General features: G+C 35.2%; 14 protein-coding genes. 1 reads left to right on the top strand and 13 read right to left on the bottom strand.

Annotation, left to right across the window (positions count from 1 at the left end):
* The 12 genes from K6T82_RS14910 to K6T82_RS14965 all read right to left on the bottom strand — a co-directional run.
* Positions 1-2,323 (bottom strand): hypothetical protein (locus tag K6T82_RS14910; protein WP_223707113.1); only part of this gene is annotated, 2,323 nt, incomplete at its 3' end.
* Between the two features lie 518 nt (positions 2,324-2,841).
* A complete protein-coding gene (queG, locus tag K6T82_RS14915) occupies positions 2,842-3,765 on the bottom strand; it encodes a tRNA epoxyqueuosine(34) reductase QueG (protein WP_223707115.1) in 924 nt (307 codons plus the stop codon).
* Entirely contained in the window at positions 3,765-5,111 is a 1,347-nt protein-coding gene (locus K6T82_RS14920; RefSeq protein ID WP_223707117.1) for a cytochrome P450, read from the bottom strand. The genes queG and K6T82_RS14920 overlap by 1 nt, the downstream gene beginning before the upstream one ends.
* 10 nt (positions 5,112-5,121) lie before the next feature.
* Complete coding sequence (ruvB, locus tag K6T82_RS14925) at positions 5,122-6,144, bottom strand: Holliday junction branch migration DNA helicase RuvB (protein ID WP_223707119.1); 1,023 nt, start codon at positions 6,142-6,144, stop codon at positions 5,122-5,124.
* Positions 6,145-6,254: 110 nt separating this feature from the next.
* The gene (locus K6T82_RS14930) at positions 6,255-8,057 is read right to left on the bottom strand and encodes a cytochrome c oxidase subunit I (RefSeq protein ID WP_223707121.1); all 1,803 of its coding nucleotides are present in this window, start codon (positions 8,055-8,057) and stop codon (positions 6,255-6,257) included.
* A gap of 30 nt (positions 8,058-8,087) precedes the next feature.
* Positions 8,088-9,275, bottom strand: a complete 1,188-nt coding sequence (locus tag K6T82_RS14935) for a cytochrome c oxidase subunit II (protein ID WP_223707123.1) — start codon at positions 9,273-9,275, stop codon at positions 8,088-8,090.
* Between the two features lie 19 nt (positions 9,276-9,294).
* A complete protein-coding gene (locus K6T82_RS14940; protein ID WP_223707125.1) occupies positions 9,295-10,692 on the bottom strand; it encodes a quinol:cytochrome C oxidoreductase in 1,398 nt (465 codons plus the stop codon).
* Between the two features lie 27 nt (positions 10,693-10,719).
* A complete protein-coding gene (locus K6T82_RS14945) occupies positions 10,720-11,265 on the bottom strand; it encodes a c-type cytochrome (RefSeq protein WP_057117453.1) in 546 nt (181 codons plus the stop codon).
* A gap of 8 nt (positions 11,266-11,273) precedes the next feature.
* Positions 11,274-11,798 carry a DUF3341 domain-containing protein gene (locus tag K6T82_RS14950; RefSeq protein ID WP_223707127.1) on the bottom strand — a complete coding sequence of 175 codons (525 nt, stop codon included), beginning with the start codon at positions 11,796-11,798 and terminating at the stop codon, positions 11,274-11,276.
* Positions 11,791-13,194 (bottom strand): NrfD/PsrC family molybdoenzyme membrane anchor subunit, encoded by a 1,404-nt coding sequence (nrfD, locus tag K6T82_RS14955; protein WP_109191792.1) that lies wholly within the window; start codon positions 13,192-13,194, stop codon positions 11,791-11,793. Before nrfD ends, K6T82_RS14950 begins: the two co-directional genes overlap by 8 nt.
* Positions 13,195-13,228: 34 nt before the next feature.
* The gene (locus K6T82_RS14960) at positions 13,229-16,288 is read right to left on the bottom strand and encodes a TAT-variant-translocated molybdopterin oxidoreductase (RefSeq protein ID WP_223707129.1); all 3,060 of its coding nucleotides are present in this window, start codon (positions 16,286-16,288) and stop codon (positions 13,229-13,231) included.
* Positions 16,289-16,320: 32 nt separating this feature from the next.
* A complete protein-coding gene (locus K6T82_RS14965) occupies positions 16,321-17,649 on the bottom strand; it encodes a c-type cytochrome (RefSeq protein ID WP_223707131.1) in 1,329 nt (442 codons plus the stop codon).
* 220 nt (positions 17,650-17,869) lie between these two features.
* Between K6T82_RS14965 and K6T82_RS14970 the strand changes: the two genes are divergently transcribed.
* Positions 17,870-18,259: an SPOR domain-containing protein gene (locus K6T82_RS14970; protein ID WP_223707133.1), complete on the top strand. Its 390-nt coding sequence runs from the start codon at positions 17,870-17,872 to the stop codon at positions 18,257-18,259.
* 65 nt (positions 18,260-18,324) lie between these two features.
* On the opposite strand, the gene K6T82_RS14975 is transcribed toward K6T82_RS14970, so the two are convergent.
* Complete coding sequence (locus K6T82_RS14975; protein WP_223707135.1) at positions 18,325-18,834, bottom strand: DUF4920 domain-containing protein; 510 nt, start codon at positions 18,832-18,834, stop codon at positions 18,325-18,327.
* Positions 18,835-18,947: the final 113 nt, after the last annotated feature.

Below are 18,947 nucleotides of genomic sequence, written 5' to 3' on the forward strand. Positions count from 1 at the left end.
TACCCGCAAGGGTCGCCGTAGCCGTTTCGCACTGGGTCTGGTTTGATCCTGCGTTGGAAACAGTAGGGGTTTGGTTTCTTGTTATGGTCACCTCAGAACTCGACGATGTACAGCTGCCGTTGCTGATGGTCCAACGGAATACGTTAGCACCGTAGCCCAGAGCCGTTACTCCTGATGTATTTGATGATGGCGTAGTGATTGTTCCCGTACCGCTTACCAGTGTCCACGTTCCAGTACCAACCGTAGGCGCGTTACCCGCAAGGGTCGCCGTAGCCGTTTCGCACTGGGTCTGGTTTGATCCTGCGTTGGAAACAGTAGGGGTTTGGTTTCTTGTTATGGTCACCTCAGAACTCGACGATGTACAGCTGCCGTTGCTGATCGTCCAACGGAATACGTTAGCACCATAACCCAGAGCTGTTACTCCTGAATTACGCGCAGATGGTGTAGTGATCGTTCCCGTACCGCTTACCAATGTCCACGTTCCAGTACCAACCGTAGGTGCGTTACCCGCAAGGGTCGCCGTAGCCGTTTCGCACTGGGTCTGGTTTGAGCCTGCGTTGGAAGCCGTAGGGGTTTGGTTTCTTGTTATGGTCATCTCAGAACTCGACGATGTACAGCTGCCGTTGCTGATGGTCCAACGGAATACGTTAGCACCATAGCCCAAAGCTGTTACTCCTGAATTACGCGCAGATGGTGTAGTGATCGTTCCCGTACCGCTTACCAGTGTCCACGTTCCAGTACCAACCGTAGGTGCGTTACCCGCAAGGGTTGCCGTAGCCGTTTCGCACTGGGTCTGGTTTGAGCCTGCGTTGGAAGACGTAGGGGTTGGATCAACTGTGATTGTTACAACGTTACTAAAATCCTGACATGTAGCAGAAGTCACAACTCTTCTATAATATGTTGTTGATGAAACAGTACCTGGATTATAAGTTTGACCTGTAGCAGAATTAATATTGTTGAAAGTACTATTATTAGAACTACTCTGCCATTGATAATTTAATGTTGTAGTAGTTCCTCCTGTGGCTGCCGAACCATTAATGGTTCCAGGCGTACCACTTCCACAAAAAGTTGTTGTATTAGGTGCAGTAATCGTATTGTTCGTTATTGCTGCATGTGTGTTATAAGTAATTGTAGAAGTATTTGAAGTCTTCCCATAAGTATCATTAAAAGTATAATTTATCGTAATTGGACCAACAATAGTATTGTTTATTGGAGAGAATGTTACCGCTCCAGTTGAAGAATCATATGTAAAAGTACCTCTGTTGGCAACAGTTATCGAGCTTTGAGTACCCGCTGTAGCTGGATCTAAATCCACAGAAGATTTGTTAACCGTTCCTAAAGTATTTACAGAACCATTATCATTTGCAGTAATATCACCAGATGTAGCATCTACACCTTTACATCCTGTAAAACTATCAGATACAGCAATTGGATTTAGCAAAGTAGCCGAATCAACTTTAATATCTAAATTTCTAATTTCATGATAATTATTAGATCCCCCTGTAGATGAAGCAATAGCAAATTTTAAATTAGATGGACTTACCGTCGTATATGCAAAATTATTAATTACAGTACTAATTGTACCACCATTCGTTACAGTAACAGTAACAAAAAATCCACCTAAAGCTCTTGGCGTAAGTTTTATATCTACCTTTCTAAATCCTGTAGATGCTGTTGAAGTAGCGGCTCTGTTTCCTCCTGCAATTGTAAATGAAGGATTTAAGGCAGTCGTCTGAACACTTGTAAGATACGGATAACCTGTTGTCCCCGAACCTTGTCCACGCAATGTAATATTATTAGGCAACCTATCGTCAACACCTCCATTTTTACCTCCTTCATTTCTATTTGGGAAATTACCATATTCATCAATACCAATACCTAAGTACCCTCCTGAAAATCCCGCTTCACTATTTCGCTGTGCATAACCCAATGATCCTCCAAATGCACCTGGTACTACATTGGTAACAGAAGCATCAAACAGTACAAATGCTATACCATCAGCTCCATTTCCACCGTATGTGTAGTATTCAAACGAAATATTTAGACCATATGCAGATGGAAATGCATACGAGTTTGAATAAATTATACCTTTTTGATCTCCTTGATTACTAGTAAGTCTTAAATATCCATTCCCATCAGTATCAATTGAGGGTGCTGTCAGAAATGCACCTGGAGTTCCTCCAAATTGCACACCCGGCGCAGTAGTATTTTTAAAAGACTGAAAATAAGGAAACTGAGCTCTTACTTGGCTGGTAGCCAAAAATAATAAAACGACAAAAAATAGCTTAAATAAATTAAACTTTTTAAAAGTAGAGTTAGGCATAGACAACTTGATTTTGTGGAACAGAAAATCTAGACGCTAAAAAACCGATGATAGTTTCTAGCGTATAGGGGAAATACGAAAAAAAGTGATGATTGGATTTCGTAAAATCATTTAAAATCCTGGAAAGATTTCTAAATGAACATAGTAGCGTTTGGACCATAGTCATGATAGGTTCAAATACACGTAATTGTGTTTTAAGTTTATAAAAGTAGTTTTGGAACGACGAAAGTAGATAAAACACGAAATTCCAAAGAGATTACTCGATAAACTGCACATAAACTCGTCGAACAGCAATATTTAACAACTGTTCAGAGTAAATTATAACAAAAAAACATAATAATTTGATAATGAAGAGGTCATATATTCTTAAAGAATTATGAATAAATCAAATTCTTACAGAAAAAATTGACAAAAAAGCAATAAATTATAGGAATTAAAAAATAAGTTTTTACTTATTACAACACAACTAAACAACTAAAAATCATTTACTTACAAACTAATTTTATTCTTCACAATTGTTACTCCAAAAATTTAATATTACGCTTTAATCCTTCAAACTTTGTTCTTTTAATTGGAGAATTTTTAAAAACAAGTCTAAACGTTTCTTCCGTAATTTCAATCCAATCTTTTTTGCTGAAATTGAGCAAATCGGGATTAGGGCTAAACAAAGGTTCTGAATGCGGTTTAGAAAATCGATTCCATGGACAAACGTCTTGACAGGTATCACAACCAAACATCCACTCATCAAATTTTCCTTTCATTTCAATAGGAAGATTTTCTTTTAATTCAATAGTGTAGTATGAAATGCATTTACTACCGTCCACAATGTAAGGAGCCACAATTGCCTGCGTGGGACAAGCATCAATACAAGCTGTACAAGAACCACAGTGATCCGTTACTGCATGATCATATTCTAAGTCTAGATCAATGATAAGCTCGGCTATGAAGTAAAATGAACCTACTTTCTGAGTTAGTAAATTACTATTTTTCCCAATCCAGCCTAAACCACTTTTTGCTGCCCAAGCTTTATCCAAAACTGGCGCAGAATCAACAAAAGCGCGACCGGATACATCCCCAATATTTTCCTGAATAGTATGCAAAAGCTCTTTTAATTTATCTTTAATTACAAAATGGTAATCCTGACCATAGGCATACTTTGAAATCTTAAAGCTCTCATCATTCTGAATTTTATCTGGGTAATAATTAAGCAGCAATGACACTACACTTTTACCATCATCTACTAATAAAGTTGGATCTAATCGTTTATCAAAATGGTTTTCCATATAAGTCATTTGACCATTTCGATTATTCTTTAACCAGTTTTCCAGTCTTGGAGCTTCTTGTTCTAAAAATCCAGCTTTTGATATACCGCAAGATAAAAAACCAAGTCTCTTTGCTTCTTCCTTAATAAATTTTGAATATTTTTCTTTAGAATTAATCATTATCTTTCAGAAAACACCACTTCTACGCCAACAGGTTTTAGAGTAATTAATGGATTAAAATTAACATCCGTACTAAGCGACTTAATTTTATATTTTTTTATAATGTATGAAATAACCAAGCACATTTCGTAAATAGCAAAACCTGCCCCAATACACATTCTAGGCCCTGCTCCAAAAGGATAGAAATACTGCATAGATTGTTTTTTCTGTTCTCCTAAAAAACGTTCTGGATCAAAATTATCAGGGTTTTGCCAATACTTAGGATTACGATGTAATTCATAAAATGAAACTCCTATCAAAGTATCTTTTTTTATATTGAACTGCCCTAAACTATCGTCTTCAACATTTTGTCTATCTGTAATCCAAGCTGGCGGATACAATCGCATGGACTCATTCAAAACAGCATTTGTATACACCATTTTTTGAAGTTGCTCTGCAGTCTCATCAGTTTCTGACTCAATTTTACTAATTTCATTCCTTATTTTCTCTTGGACATCTGGACGATTTCCTAACAAGTGCAAAGTAAAAGTTAGGGCATTTGCTGTAGTTTCATGACCGGCTATAAAAAGAATTTTTATTTCATCAATCAATTGTTCAATAGACATCCCTTCTCCAGTGTCTTCATAACGAGTTTCCAAAAGCATGTTAAGTAAATCATTTACTTCAACTTTTGAAGCTGTTCTCTCTTCAATAATTTCCCTAATAATTTTATTGTTTTCTTCAGCCAATTCAAGATGTTTCTTTACTTGACCACTAATAGAAAACCACCATGTCTTATGTGGTAATCTAATTTCCTTAATTAAGAAGTTCTGAACTGCCTCAATTATATATTTAATACGATCTAGTTTTTCTTTTTCAATCGAAAATTGAAATAATGATTTCGCAACAACATTAAAAGCCAATTCACTCATTACAGGAAAAAGATCAGTTTTTTTATCTACTGCTAATGATTCCAATTCAGAAACAATTGTTGCATTCATATTTTCAATCAGTTGATTCATTTTTTGTTTATGAAATGCTGGTTGAATAAGTCTTCTTTGCTTTAACCAATATTCTCCATCAACAGTCAATAAACCCTTACCTAAATATTTAGATAAATAAACAGATTGAAACTTAGATTTATGATAGTTCTTATGGTTCTTCTGAAGTATATATTGAGCAACATCATTGTCTCTTGACAAGATAATGTGTCTCGACTTTCCAATTCTTATAGCAAATGAATCTCCAAAACGCTCAAAATAATTTTTATGATACGGTATTGGATTTCGACGAACTCCTTCCGCATCAACAAAAAAACTAAAAATAGAGAGTTTTGGCGGATAATTATATTTCTTACTTATAGACATTCTATCAGTATTAAAATAATTCCCCTTGATTATTAATGTTTACTTTTCCAAGATGTTTATAAGCCTTATCAGTAACTTCTCTACCACGAGGTGTCCTCATAATAAATCCTTCCTGAATTAAAAAGGGCTCGTATACCTCTTCTATTGTTTCACTACTTTCAGATACAGCCGTTGCCAAAGTTGAAAGTCCAACCGGCCCCCCTTTGAACTTATTGATAATAGTTAACAAAATTTTATTATCCATTTCATCAAGACCATGCGCATCAACGTTCAATGCTTTTAAAGCATAACGAGCAATCTCTAAATCAATAGTACCATTCCCTTTAATTTGTGCAAAATCACGAACTCTTCGAAGTAAAGCGTTAGCGATACGAGGAGTTCCTCTACTACGACCTGCAATTTCAATAGCCGCATCTAATGCAATTGGCATTTTTAAAATTGAAGCACTTCTTTCAACAATAGTAGTTAAAAGTTCTGTAGTATAATATTGTAATCGCGAAGAAATTCCAAAACGGGCTCTCATAGGTGCCGTTAAAAGTCCGGATCTTGTTGTAGCACCAATCAATGTAAAGGGGTTTAGATTGATTTGAACAGTTCTTGCATTGGGTCCAGATTCAATCATAATATCTATCTTAAAATCCTCCATTGCAGAATATAAATACTCCTCCACCACAGGACTTAAACGATGAATCTCATCAATAAATAAAACATCTCTTTCATCCAGATTAGTAAGTAGACCAGCTAAGTCCCCCGGTTTATCTAAAACTGGTCCAGAAGTAATTTTTATACCAACTTCTAATTCATTGGCAAGAATGTTGGCAAGTGTAGTTTTACCTAATCCTGGAGGTCCATGAAATAAAGCATGGTCAAGCGCCTCACCTCTTTGATTAGCTGCAGCAACAAACACTTTTAAATTTTCTAAAACTTGATCTTGTCCAGCAAAATCATCAAATGATAGCGGACGCAATCTTTTTTCGAGATCTAACTCTTCTGAGTTATATCCTTTAGTAGTAGGATCTAGATTTTCATTCATCCTACAAAGATATAGAAAGTAATTAGTTTGTAAAACAGTAAACCTGAACGATTAAAATTTTAACTAACAAAAAAAAGACTATCATTACTGATAGTCTTTTAATTATTTTTTTAGTGGTGTAAAACTTCTTCACCTTCTTTCATTGGTACATTTTGAGGTACAAAATCTACATCATGATTTGGGTTACTATAGTCATACGGCCAACGATACACGTGAGGAATTTCTCCTGGCCAGTTTCCGTGGATATGTTCAACTGGAGTAGTCCACTCTAAAGTTGTAGATTTCCAAGGATTCTGAGTTGCTTTTTTACCGTAGAAAATACTGCTAAAGAAGTTGTATAAGAATACTAACTGGAATGCACCTCCTACAAGAGCAAACGTTGTAATTAAAACGTTCACATTTTGTAAATCGTCAAATAATGGGAAATTAGTATTTGTATAATAACGTCTTGGTAAACCAGCTAATCCAATAAAGTGCATTGGGAAGAAAACTCCATAAGCACAAACTGCTGTAATCCAGAAGTGAATATAACCTAAGTTTTTATTTAACATTCTTCCGTACATTTTTGGGAACCAGTGGTAAATACCAGCAAACATTCCGTAAAGTGCAGAGATACCCATTACTAAGTGAAAGTGCGCAATAACAAAGTAAGTATCGTGAACGTTAATATCTAAAGTACTATCTCCTAAAATGATTCCAGTTAAACCTCCAGTGATGAAAGTAGAAACCATTCCGATAGAGAACAACATTGCAGGGTTGAACTGTAAGTTACCTTTCCATAAAGTTGTAATCCAGTTGAAAGCTTTTACAGCAGATGGAATTGCAATCAATAAAGTAGTAAAAGTAAATACAGATCCTAAAAATGGATTCATACCTGAAATAAACATGTGGTGACCCCAAACAATAGTAGATAAAAATGCAATTGCAAGAACTGACATAATCATCGCTCTATATCCAAAGATTGGTTTACGAGCATTCGTAGCCATAATTTCAGAAACAAGTCCCATTGCTGGTAAAATTACGATGTAAACCTCAGGGTGACCTAAGAACCAGAATAAGTGCTCGAATAACACTGGAGAACCACCTTGGTAATGTAAAACTTCTCCTGCGATATAAATATCAGATAAGAAGAATGAAGTACCAAAACTTCTATCAAAAATTAATAATAAAGCTGCAGATAATAATACTGGAAACGAAATAACACCAATAATAGCAGTTACAAAGAAAGTCCAGATTGTAAGAGGAAGTCTAGTCATAGACATTCCTTTAGTACGTAAATTAATTACAGTAACAATATAATTTAAAGATCCCATCAATGAAGATGCGATGAAAATAGCCATAGATACCAACCATAAAGTCATACCAGCTCCAGATCCAGGAATTGCTTGTGGTAATGCACTTAAAGGAGGATAGATTGTCCAACCTGCAGATGCTGGTCCAGCTTCAACAAATAAAGAAGACAACATAATAACTGCAGACAAGAAAAACAACCAGTATGAAATCATATTCATAAAACCAGAAGCCATATCTCTTGCTCCAATCTGAAGAGGAATAAGTAAATTACTAAATGTTCCACTTAAACCTGCTGTCAATACAAAGAATACCATTATGGTACCGTGTATTGTAACTAAAGCTAAATAAATATCATTTGCCATTACACCATCAGGTGCAAATTTATCTCCTAATAAAACATTGAATATCTTGAAAGACTCCTCTGGCCACGCTAATTGCATTCTAAAAAGCAAAGACATAGCAATACCAATGATTCCCATAATAATACCAGTAATCAAGTATTGCTTAGCAATCATTTTGTGATCAATACTAAAAATATATTTAGTAATGAACGTATCTTTATGATGATGTTCGTGCTCGTGATCGTGTCCGTGATCGTGATCGTGCGCTTCTGCTGACATATATGTGTACTTTAAATTTTCTTAATAATATTATTTCATTGCAACTTTAGCTACTGCCGCTTTTACAGTATCAACAACTGTTTTCACAGTATCGATTACTTTTGCAGTAGTATCAGTTGGAGCAGCTCCTTCAGCTGGTTTTTCTGCAGCTGCTGCTGCTTTAATATCCTGAGCTAAAGTTGTTTTTTCACTTAACCATTTTTTGTAATCTTCAGGAGTATCAACAACAACTTTCATTTGCATGTTATAGTGAGAAGCTCCACAGATTTTATTACATAATAATAAATAATCAAATGTGTAAGGATCTAAAGCTGTTCCTCCTTTTGCAACTAAGTCAATACTTTTCTCAGCTCTAAGTTTATTGATATGAGCCACTTTCTCTACCATGAAAGGTAATTCTCTATACTCCGAAGTAGTATAAGTAGGAACAAAAGCAAACTCAGTAACCATACCAGGAACACAGTTCATTTGTGCTCTAAAATGTGGAAAATAAGCTGAGTGCAATACATCCTGAGAACGCATTTTGAAATGAACTTTTTTACCTTTAGGAATATGTAATTCAGTAACAACGATATCATCTTGAGCATTCGGATCTGACATATCAACACCTAAAGTATTGATACCTTCAATCAAACGAACGTTAGCTTTTCCTAAAACATTATCTTGTCCTGCATATCTAGCAGTCCATTTAAACTGCTGAGCATACAATTCAATTTCAACTACATCTTCGTCTTTATCAACAAACATGATATTGTTCCAAGCATATAATCCGTAAAGGATTAAACAAGCTAAAACTACAGAAGGAATGATACTCCAAATTGCCTCTAATTTATTACTATCAGCAAAGAACAATGCTTTTCTATCTTTATGTCCTCTATTTTTAAAAGAAAACCAATATAGTAAACCTTGAGTGATAACTTGAACAGTGAAAATTAAAACCCAAGTAATGTTCATCAGATTATCTACTAAAAGACCATGCTCTGAAGCTGGCGTATGAAGTGCCAAATTACCCCATTTTAATAAACCATAAATAGTAAATATATAAATGAAGGCTAAGAAACCGAACATAATATATCCTTGGATATTATTATCATTATCCGATGCAACTTGAGAATCGTCCGAAGATGCTCCTACTTGAGTAAGATCAAATATCTTGGTCAATTGCCATAATGCAACTGCTAATAAAACTACAACTATAATTACCAACAAACTTGTCATCTGTTTATTTCTTTAAATATTAATAATGAAAATGTTTACTTTCTTCAATGAAAGGATTTCTTTTTGCTAACAGAGGCGCCTTAGTTAATGCAGTAAATACTACGAAAATAAACAATCCTAAGAAGAAAAGAACCGATGCAATTTCAGGAACACCAATAAACCATTTATCTCCAACTGTACCAGGCATAATCATATTAAAGAAATCAACATAGTGACCAAGTAAGATAACAACACCTGCCATTACAATTACCCAATTAAGACGTTTAAAGTCAGTATTGATTAATATTAATAATGGGAAAACAAAGTTCATAACAACCGCTCCAAAGAAAGGAAGGTTATACAATTGAATTCTTGTTACAAAATATGTTACCTCTTCAGGAATATTAGCATACCAGATTAACATGAACTGAGAGAACCATAAGTAAGTCCAGAAAACACTAATACCAAACATAAATTTAGCTAAATCATGGATATGACTTGTATTTACATACTCTAAATATCCTTTAGATTTTAAATAAATAGTTACCAAAGCAATAGCTGTAATACCGCTTACAAAGAAAGAAGCAAATACATACCAAGCAAATAAAGTACTAAACCAGTGTGGGTCGAAAGACATAATCCAATCCCAAGCCATGATAGACTCAGAAACGATGAAGAATACTAAGAAACCTGCAGAAGCTTTGAAATTCTTTTTGTAGTAAAGATCATCATTTGCCTCATCCTGTGCTAAACAGTTTTTTCTAGAGAAATGACGGTAGATATTCCATCCTAATAAAAAGATAAAAGCTCTTACAATCCAAAATGGAAAATTTAAATATCCTGATTTTCCAGCGATAATAGCATCATAATTTGCGTCTTTAGGATCAGTTACTCCTTCACCTAACCATACGAAAATATGATTGAAGTGCAATCCACATAAAACTAAGATTATGAAAAAGATAATAGAACCAGCTGGTAAATAAGCTGTAATACCTTGCATTACTCTAAACAAAACTGGAGACCAACCTGCTTGCGCAACTTGTTGAATAGCATAGAAAGCTAAAGTTCCCATTGAAAGCAGTAAGAAGAAAATACAAGCTACATATACTGCAGACCATGGCTTGTTTTGCAATTGGTGCAATACGTGCTCTAAATGTTTTTCGTGCTCATTTGCACCAGAAACTTCTGCATGTTCTGCTCCCTTATGAGAATCATGTGATGCTTCAGCAGCAGCTTCATGATGACCTGCTTCTTTGTGAGATGCCTCCGCTTTCTCTTCATGTGCAGTACCATGAGAACCATGTTCATCTGCAGCTAGTATTTTTTCAACTTCTTGAATATCTTTTGGCGCACTTAAAAAACCATACCCAATTCCTAATATACCAACGGCCATTAAGATGATAGAAAAAGTTTTTAATTTACTTGAAAATGTATACATATCTATTACGATCAGTTTGTTCAACAATTATAATTGGCTTTTTAGTTTCAGAACATAGTCAGCAACTAACCAACGTTCGTGAGCACTTAATTGATTTGCATGTGAACCCATTGCATTTAAACCATAAGTCTCAACATGAAAGATACTTCCTTCAGTGATTTCTCTGTCTTTATAGCTAGGTACTCCAAGAAATTTTTCTCTTTCAACCAATTTACCTTTACCGTTTCCAGTTGCACCATGGCAGCTAATACAGTAAATTTCGAAAAGTTCTTTTCCTTTTCCAGAATTTCTTTCGATAGAATCCAAAGGAGATTTTAAATTAGCTTTCGCCAATTCATAACCAGCAGTTGAATTTTCATACTCATAAGGTTCAAAACCTCTATTGATAGTTCCTGCAACAGGAAGCTGTCCTTCTTTTCCTCCCTTAAATATTTTAGCTTCTGTATATGGCTCGTAAGCAACAGATTCATACATATTTGGGAAATACTGATAGTTCGGTGCCGAATTATTGTGGCAAGATGAAACTAAAATAGTTATACCAACTAAAAGTGTTATTTTATATATCCTTTTCATAGCTACAATTAATTCTTTTCTATTACTTTAACTTCAACAGCTCCTGTTCCTTCGAAGAAGGAAACTAATTCTGCTTCGTTATCATTTACTGCCACTTCCATTAAGAAGTGATCATCTGTAGTTCTTACATCTGGATTTTCAGCTTCTTTAAATGGCCATAATCTACTTCTCATATAAAAAGTAATTACCATTAAGTGAGCAGCGAAAAATACAGTCATCTCAAACATAATTGGCACAAAAGAAGGCATATTCTGAATGAAACTAAAACTTGGTTTACCACCAATATCCTGTGGCCAATCGTGAATCATGATATAACTCATCATAAATGTTGCAACAGAAATTCCAACACATCCATAAAGGAACGCACAAATTGCTAATCTTGTTGGCGCTAAGCCCATAGCTTTATCCAATCCGTGAACTGGGAATGGAGTAAAAACTTCTTCAATATGATGATGTGCAGCTCTAGTTTTCTTTACTGCATTCATCAAAATATCATCGTCATTATAAATGGCGTATATTACTTTATTACTCATGATGTGAATCTTTACTGTTTGCTCTTTCTCTAATGTAATTATCTCCTGTTCCTTTCAAAATTGTTTTAACCTCTGCCTGAGCAATTACAGGGAATGTTCTAGAGTATAATAAAAACAATACAAAGAAGAAACCAATTGTTCCAATGAAAATTCCAATATCAACAAATGTTGGTGAGAACATTGTCCAAGAAGATGGAAGGTAATCTCTATGTAAAGAAGTAACAATAATTACAAATCTTTCAAACCACATACCGATGTTTACTACAATCGAGATGATGAATGAGAACATGATACTTGTTCTTAATTTTTTGAACCACATGAACTGAGGAGAGAACACGTTACATGTCATCATTGACCAATATGCCCACCAGTAAGGTCCAGTAGCTCTGTTTAAGAATGCATATTGTTCATATTCTACACCTGAATACCAAGCTACAAATAACTCAGTGATATAAGCCACACCAACAATAGATCCTGTAATCATGATAATGATATTCATTAACTCGATATGTTGTAATGTGATGTATGCTTCAAGGTTAGAAACTTTTCTCATTACGATCAACAATGTATTTACCATCGCAAATCCTGAGAATACCGCTCCAGCAACGAAGTAAGGAGGGAAAATTGTTGTATGCCATCCTGGAATTACAGAAGTAGCAAAGTCCATAGATACAATCGTGTGCACTGAAAGTACAAGAGGAGTAGCTAGACCAGCTAACACTAAAGATACTTCTTCAAAACGTTGCCAATCTTTAGCTCTACCACTCCATCCAAAACTTAAGATAGAATAAACTCTTTTATTAAATGGAGTAATAGCTCTATCACGAAGCATTGCAAAGTCAGGTAACAAACCAGTCCACCAGAAAACTAATGATACTGAAAGATACGTTGAAATTGCGAATACGTCCCAAAGTAATGGTGAGTTAAAGTTTACCCAAAGAGATCCAAACTGGTTTGGAATAGGTAATACCCAATATGCTAACCATGGACGACCCATGTGAATAATTGGGAATAAACCTGCTTGTACTACCGAGAAAATAGTCATGGCTTCCGCAGAACGGTTAATAGCCATTCTCCAACGTTGACGGAAAAGTAATAATACCGCAGAAATTAATGTTCCGGCGTGACCAATACCTACCCACCAAACGAAGTTAGTGATATCCCAAGCCCAACCAACTGTTTTATTTAATCCCCATGTTCCGATACCGGTAGATACGGTGTAAATTATACAACCTAACCCCCAAAGGAAGGCTACTAATGCGATTGTAAATACAATCCACCATTGTTTATTTGCAGGTCCTTCAACAGGCGCTGCCACATCTACAGTTACATCGTGATATGATTTATCACCTATAACTAAAGGTTTTCTAATGGGTGCTTCGTAATGAGACGACATAATCCTTTATATTGTTTCTTAATTAATAATTTTACTAAGTGTTTCTAACTTTTACATGATAGAAAACATTTGGTTTTGTACCAACATGCTCTAATAAGTGGTATGCTCTTTCGCTTTCAGCAAGTTTAGCAACTTCACTTTCTTTATCATTTACATCTCCAAAGACCATAGCTCCAGAAGAACAAGCTGCAGAACAAGCACAAGCATTGTTGAACTCATCTTTTGCCACTACTCTACCTTCACGTTTTGCTTGAAGAATTACAGCTTGAGTACTTTGGATACAGAAAGAACATTTTTCCATAACTCCACGAGAACGAACGTTTACGTCTGGATTTAACACCATACGACCTAAATCGTCATTCATATGATAATCGAATTCACTGTTTTTGTTGTACAAGAACCAGTTGAAACGACGAACTTTATAAGGACAGTTGTTTGCACAGTAACGAGTACCAACACATCTGTTATAAGCCATGTGGTTTTGACCTTGACGACCGTGAGAAGTTGCAGCAACAGGACATACTGTTTCACAAGGTGCGTGGTTACAGTGCTGACACATTACTGGTTGGAACGCTACTTGTGGATTATCTCCAGGTTTTTCCATTTCATTGAATGTAGACAATGAACTAGATAAACCAGCAATTCCTTCTTTTCTCTCGTTATCACCTTCAAAAGTACTTTCAGAAGAATAGTATCTATCGATACGCAACCAGTGCATATCACGGCTTCTTCTAACTTCAGCTTTACCTACAACAGGTACGTTGTTTTCTGCATGACAAGCGATAACGCAAGCTCCACATCCAGTACAAGCATTTAAGTCGATTGAAAGGTTGAAGTGGTGACCAGTTGAACGATCAAATGATTCCCATAAATCTACTGTACTAGCTTCAACTTCTTGGTGATCCAAAGATACCATTGGTTTTTCATTCCAATGTTCAGCATCTTCAGTATTGAATATTTTTAAAGTAGTTTCTTTAATGATATCTCCTCTACCCATTAAAGTTTTCTGACCTTGAACACAAGCAAACTCGTGTTCTCCTCCAGCTTTTACGATAGAAACAGATTGAACCCCATTAAAACCTTTATATAAAGCGTAAGCATTTAAACCTACTTGCATTTCTTCTTTAAGAGCTGCTTTACGTCCATAACCAAGAGCTAAACCTAAAGTTCCAACTGCTTGACCTGGTTGAACGATAACTGGAACGTTTTCCAATTTCAATCCATCAGCAGTAGTAATAGTAGCATAACTACCATTTAAACCACCATTTGCAACGATTTCATTTGATAAACCAATTTTCTTAGCATCTGCATTTGAAACTGTAACATAGTTATCCCAAGAAACTCTAGTAATTGGATCTGGAAACTCTTGCAACCAAGGGTTGTTTGCATGCTGTCCATCTCCCAATCCAGTTTTAGTATATAATACTAATTCATATTCTCCAGCAGCTTTAGATTTTGCAACTGCATTTGCAGCAGAAGCAGCATCAATAGCTCCACCAGATAATGCTGTAGACCCTACAACGGCTACACCATCATGCAATACTTTATTCCAAGAAGAACCAGCAGTAAATACTCCTGAGTTTGCTTTTAAATAATCATAAAAAGTACCTGCTGTACCATTTACTGATAATAAAACATCTTGAAATTGTTTTGTATTAAAGATTGGACGAATAGTCGGCTGAGTTAAACTATAAGTTCCACTTGTTATTTCAACATCACCCCAAGACTCTAAATAATGAGGTGCTGGTGCAGCAACACTTACAATCGATGCAGTCTCATCTTCTTTCAATGAAAAAGCAACTGAAGTTTTAACTTTTTTCAATCCAGAAACAAAAGAAGCTGAATCAGCTAAAGTATAAACTGGATTAACACCACTCATAATTAAAGTATGAACACTTCCAGCATTCAAATCTTTAATCAACTGCGAAACAACAGCATTAGAACCTTTTCTAATTTGTCTTGCTCCAGCAGTAGTAAAAGCTTCACTAGCTAATGCTTGATTGATAGCTAAAACTAATAATTGAGCATTTTTATCTTCAATTCCAGATACTAAAACTCCTTTTGATCCAGCAGCTTTAAGCTGTTGTGCAGCTTTTACTACTTCAGCTTTAACATTTGCATCTAAAGCTACAGGAACAGAAGCACCCGCAATAATATTATAAATTTCAACTAAAGCTTGTTTTTGAACCGCTGTAGTCATCGGAACGCGCTTATCAGCAGCAGCTCCAGATAATGTCATATTAGATTCAAACTGGAAGTGACGAGACATTTGTCCATTTTGAGGAATACGTCCTTTTGCATATCCAGAATCGTATCCACCACCTTGCCAGTCTCCTAGGAAATCAGCACCAACAGATACAATTAAAGAAGATTTTGAAAAATCATAATCAACCAAAGCTCTTTGACCGTATACAGATTCAAAAGCATCCAAAGCTTCAGATGAAGAAACTGCATCATACACTACGTGCTTAGCATTTGGATTTTTAGCAATGAATTCAGCGATTAATTTTTCAGTAGATGGACTAGCCAAAGTATTAGTTAATAATACCACTTGACCACCTTTAGCTTTTGCATCAGCTAAGCTAGATTTAATTTTCAAATCAACTGCCGACCAAGTAGAATTTTTACCATCTACTTTTGGCTCTTTTAAACGAGCACTATCATACAATCCTAAGATAGAAGCATGAATTCTTGCATTTGCTGCAAATTTAGCACCAGCAATTGTATTGTTTTCAATTTTAATTGGACGACCCTCACGAGTTTTCACCAAAAGATTAGCAAAATCAAAACCATCAAAAACGGTAGTTGCATAATAATCTGCAACACCAGGAATGATTTGTTCTGGTTGTAAAACATAAGGGATAGACTTGTGAACAGGACCTTCGCAAGCAGCTAATGTAACAGCTGCAGTACTAAACCCTACGTACTTTAAAAAGTCACGACGTGAAGTCCCAGATGTAGATAAAGCATCAGCATTACCTAAAAACTCATCAGTAGGAATTTCTTCAACAAACTCGTTATTTCTAAGCGCCTCAACAATAGAGCTATTTTCTAGCTCTTCAACACTTTTCCAGTATTTTTTGTTTGATGACATTGTATATATATATTAAAATCTTAATAAATCGATTAATAGTGGCATTTACCACACTCTAAACCTCCCATTTGCGCTGCAGTTAATTTCTCTACACCGTATTTTTTAGAAAGTTCAGCATGAATTTTATCATAGTAAGCGTTTCCTTCCATCTTAACATCAGTTTTTCTATGGCAATCAACACACCATCCCATTGTTAATTTAGAATATTGCTTCATGATTTCAAATTCCTGTACAGGTCCGTGACAAGTTTGACATTCAATACCTGCAACAGAAACGTGTTGAGAGTGATTGAAATAAACAAAGTCTGGTAAGTTATGAATACGAACCCATTTTACAGGTTGTGTTTTTCCAGTATAAGCCTGTTTAGTCTTATCCCATCCAACAGCATCATATAATTTTTGAATTTGAGCATCATAAAAAGCTTTGCTGTACTCAGGAGTAGCAGTAGTCTCAGCAACCTCTGAAATGTTTTTATGACAGTTCATACAAACATTTAAAGAAGGAATACCAGCTGTTTTACTTACACGTGCAGCTGAGTGGCAATATTTACAATTGATTTCGTTATCACCAGCGTGAATTTTGTGAGAGTAGTGAATTGGCTGAATTGGCTCATAATTCTGATCTACACCTACTTGCATTAAGTAACCGTATACAAAATAACCACTTGCCAAAAGCAAAAAGATCGAAGTCACTAAAACCAAAAATTGATTTTTAACAAAAGCTTTCCAGATTGGAGTTCTAGCTTCTTTTGGTGCAACCTCAATACCATTTTTATTCGCCACTTTAGTCAATACTTTGTTCACCATGAACAACATCACAACCAAAATAGCCATTACAAGAGCAAGAGCTCCTAAAATAATATTATTTGAAATCCCTCCACCTTGTTGAACATCACCAGTTGGTAAAGTTCCTGGAGTTTTTGCCGGCTCAGCTTTAGGCTCAGAAGTATAAGCTATAATGTTATCAATATCACCTTCAGATAACTGAGGAAAAGAAGTCATCACTGCTTTATTATTTTCCTCAAAAAGTTTAACAGCAACAGGATCACCTGACTTAATCATGTCAGAACTGTTATGCACCCACTTATAAAGCCAAGCTTTATCATGTTTATCAGCAACCCCCCTTAAAGCAGGACCTGTTGACTTAGCATCTAATTTGTGACATGCAGCGCAATTTGCATTAAAAAGTTCTTTCCCTTTTACTGGATCACCGCCTCCTGCAGCTGGAGCAGCAGCCGCAGCTTCAGGCGCCGCCGGAGCAGCAGCATCTTGAGCAAATGAAGTTAGGGAGAAAATTAACGTCAGCGATAAGCCAAACAGCAATTTTCTTGAGATCGAATTATGGTTACCCACCTTTTTCATATAGTATAAATAATTGTCTACTAATTTTTGGTATGATTTTTTCTGTATAAAACTCAGGAAAAATCTATACCCTCTTTTAAAACTTGCACAAAAATACGACTTATGAACTATTCTCAAAACCTTAAAATACCCTTAAATATCAATTTATATCAATTCTAAATAATATTAAAATTTTACACTCAAACTTTAAATACTATTTTTGCATAAAAACCATCACATTATGAGAATTTTAAGTCCTTCAAAAAATCTATTATTAACAATTACATCGATTGCTTTCGCACACAATATTAACGCACAAGACCAAAATTTAACATTGAATCAGGATCCAAAATTTGAGCAATTGTTAAACGAGAAGCGTAAAATTAACACGTCAATAAATACAAACGATACTTACAGAATTCAAATCTTTAGTGGTAAAAGCGATGAGGCAAAAAAAACGCTATCAGATTTTAAACGAGAAAATTCGGATATTGACGGAACTATTATCTTCAACACACCAAATTACAAAGTTATTGTTGGAAATTTCAAAACCCGAATTGAGGCAGAAAGAAATTTAGCCGAAATTAAAAAAAGATACAAGACTGTTTTTTTATTAAAACCAGGCAAATAACAAACAATTAAAAACAAAAACGCGAGACCAAAAAATCTCGCGTTTTTATTTTGAACAAACCTCAGTTAATTTACAACTTTAATTCCACTAGCCATAAACCTTATTTCTTCTTTAGGTGCTTTAATAGCATCAATCTCTGCTTTCGTTTTTTTAGCATCTTTTGCATAATGCTTTAGTTCTTCTACCGAAGTCACCTTCCTTTCTGCATTCCCTTCTAAAACTACATTTTTACCCTTTAGAGCCGTGGGAACAAAAAATGCATAATCTTTCATTTTAACAAAGAAAGAAGCCCCATCATTCGTTTTTACACTTACCCAACAACCTCTTTTCGGACAGACTCCTGTAACCTCACCTTTCACACTTATATTTTCAATTTTATTGTCAGTTTTTAATTTACTCTCTAATTTTTCCACTGAAATTGAATTTGACACTGAAGACTCTGAAACATCCTCTCCATAATAATCACCTATCAAAGCATTACCAGAAGGAGGTGCAGGCCTCTCAACATCTTCCTGTGCAAAACAAAAAAAAGAAACACCTACAAATAGAACAGACAAAAAAGATCTTAACTTCATGTTACATTAATTTTATAACTCCAAAAATAACATAAAAAAGTAAAAATAAAGCACCACTAAATAAATAATCCCATTCCCGCAGATCTTTCAAAACAAAAACAAAAAAAAGTCCC

Origin of the sequence: Flavobacterium potami, from assembly GCF_020026915.1 — a bacterium.
GTDB lineage: Bacteria > Bacteroidota > Bacteroidia > Flavobacteriales > Flavobacteriaceae > Flavobacterium > Flavobacterium potami.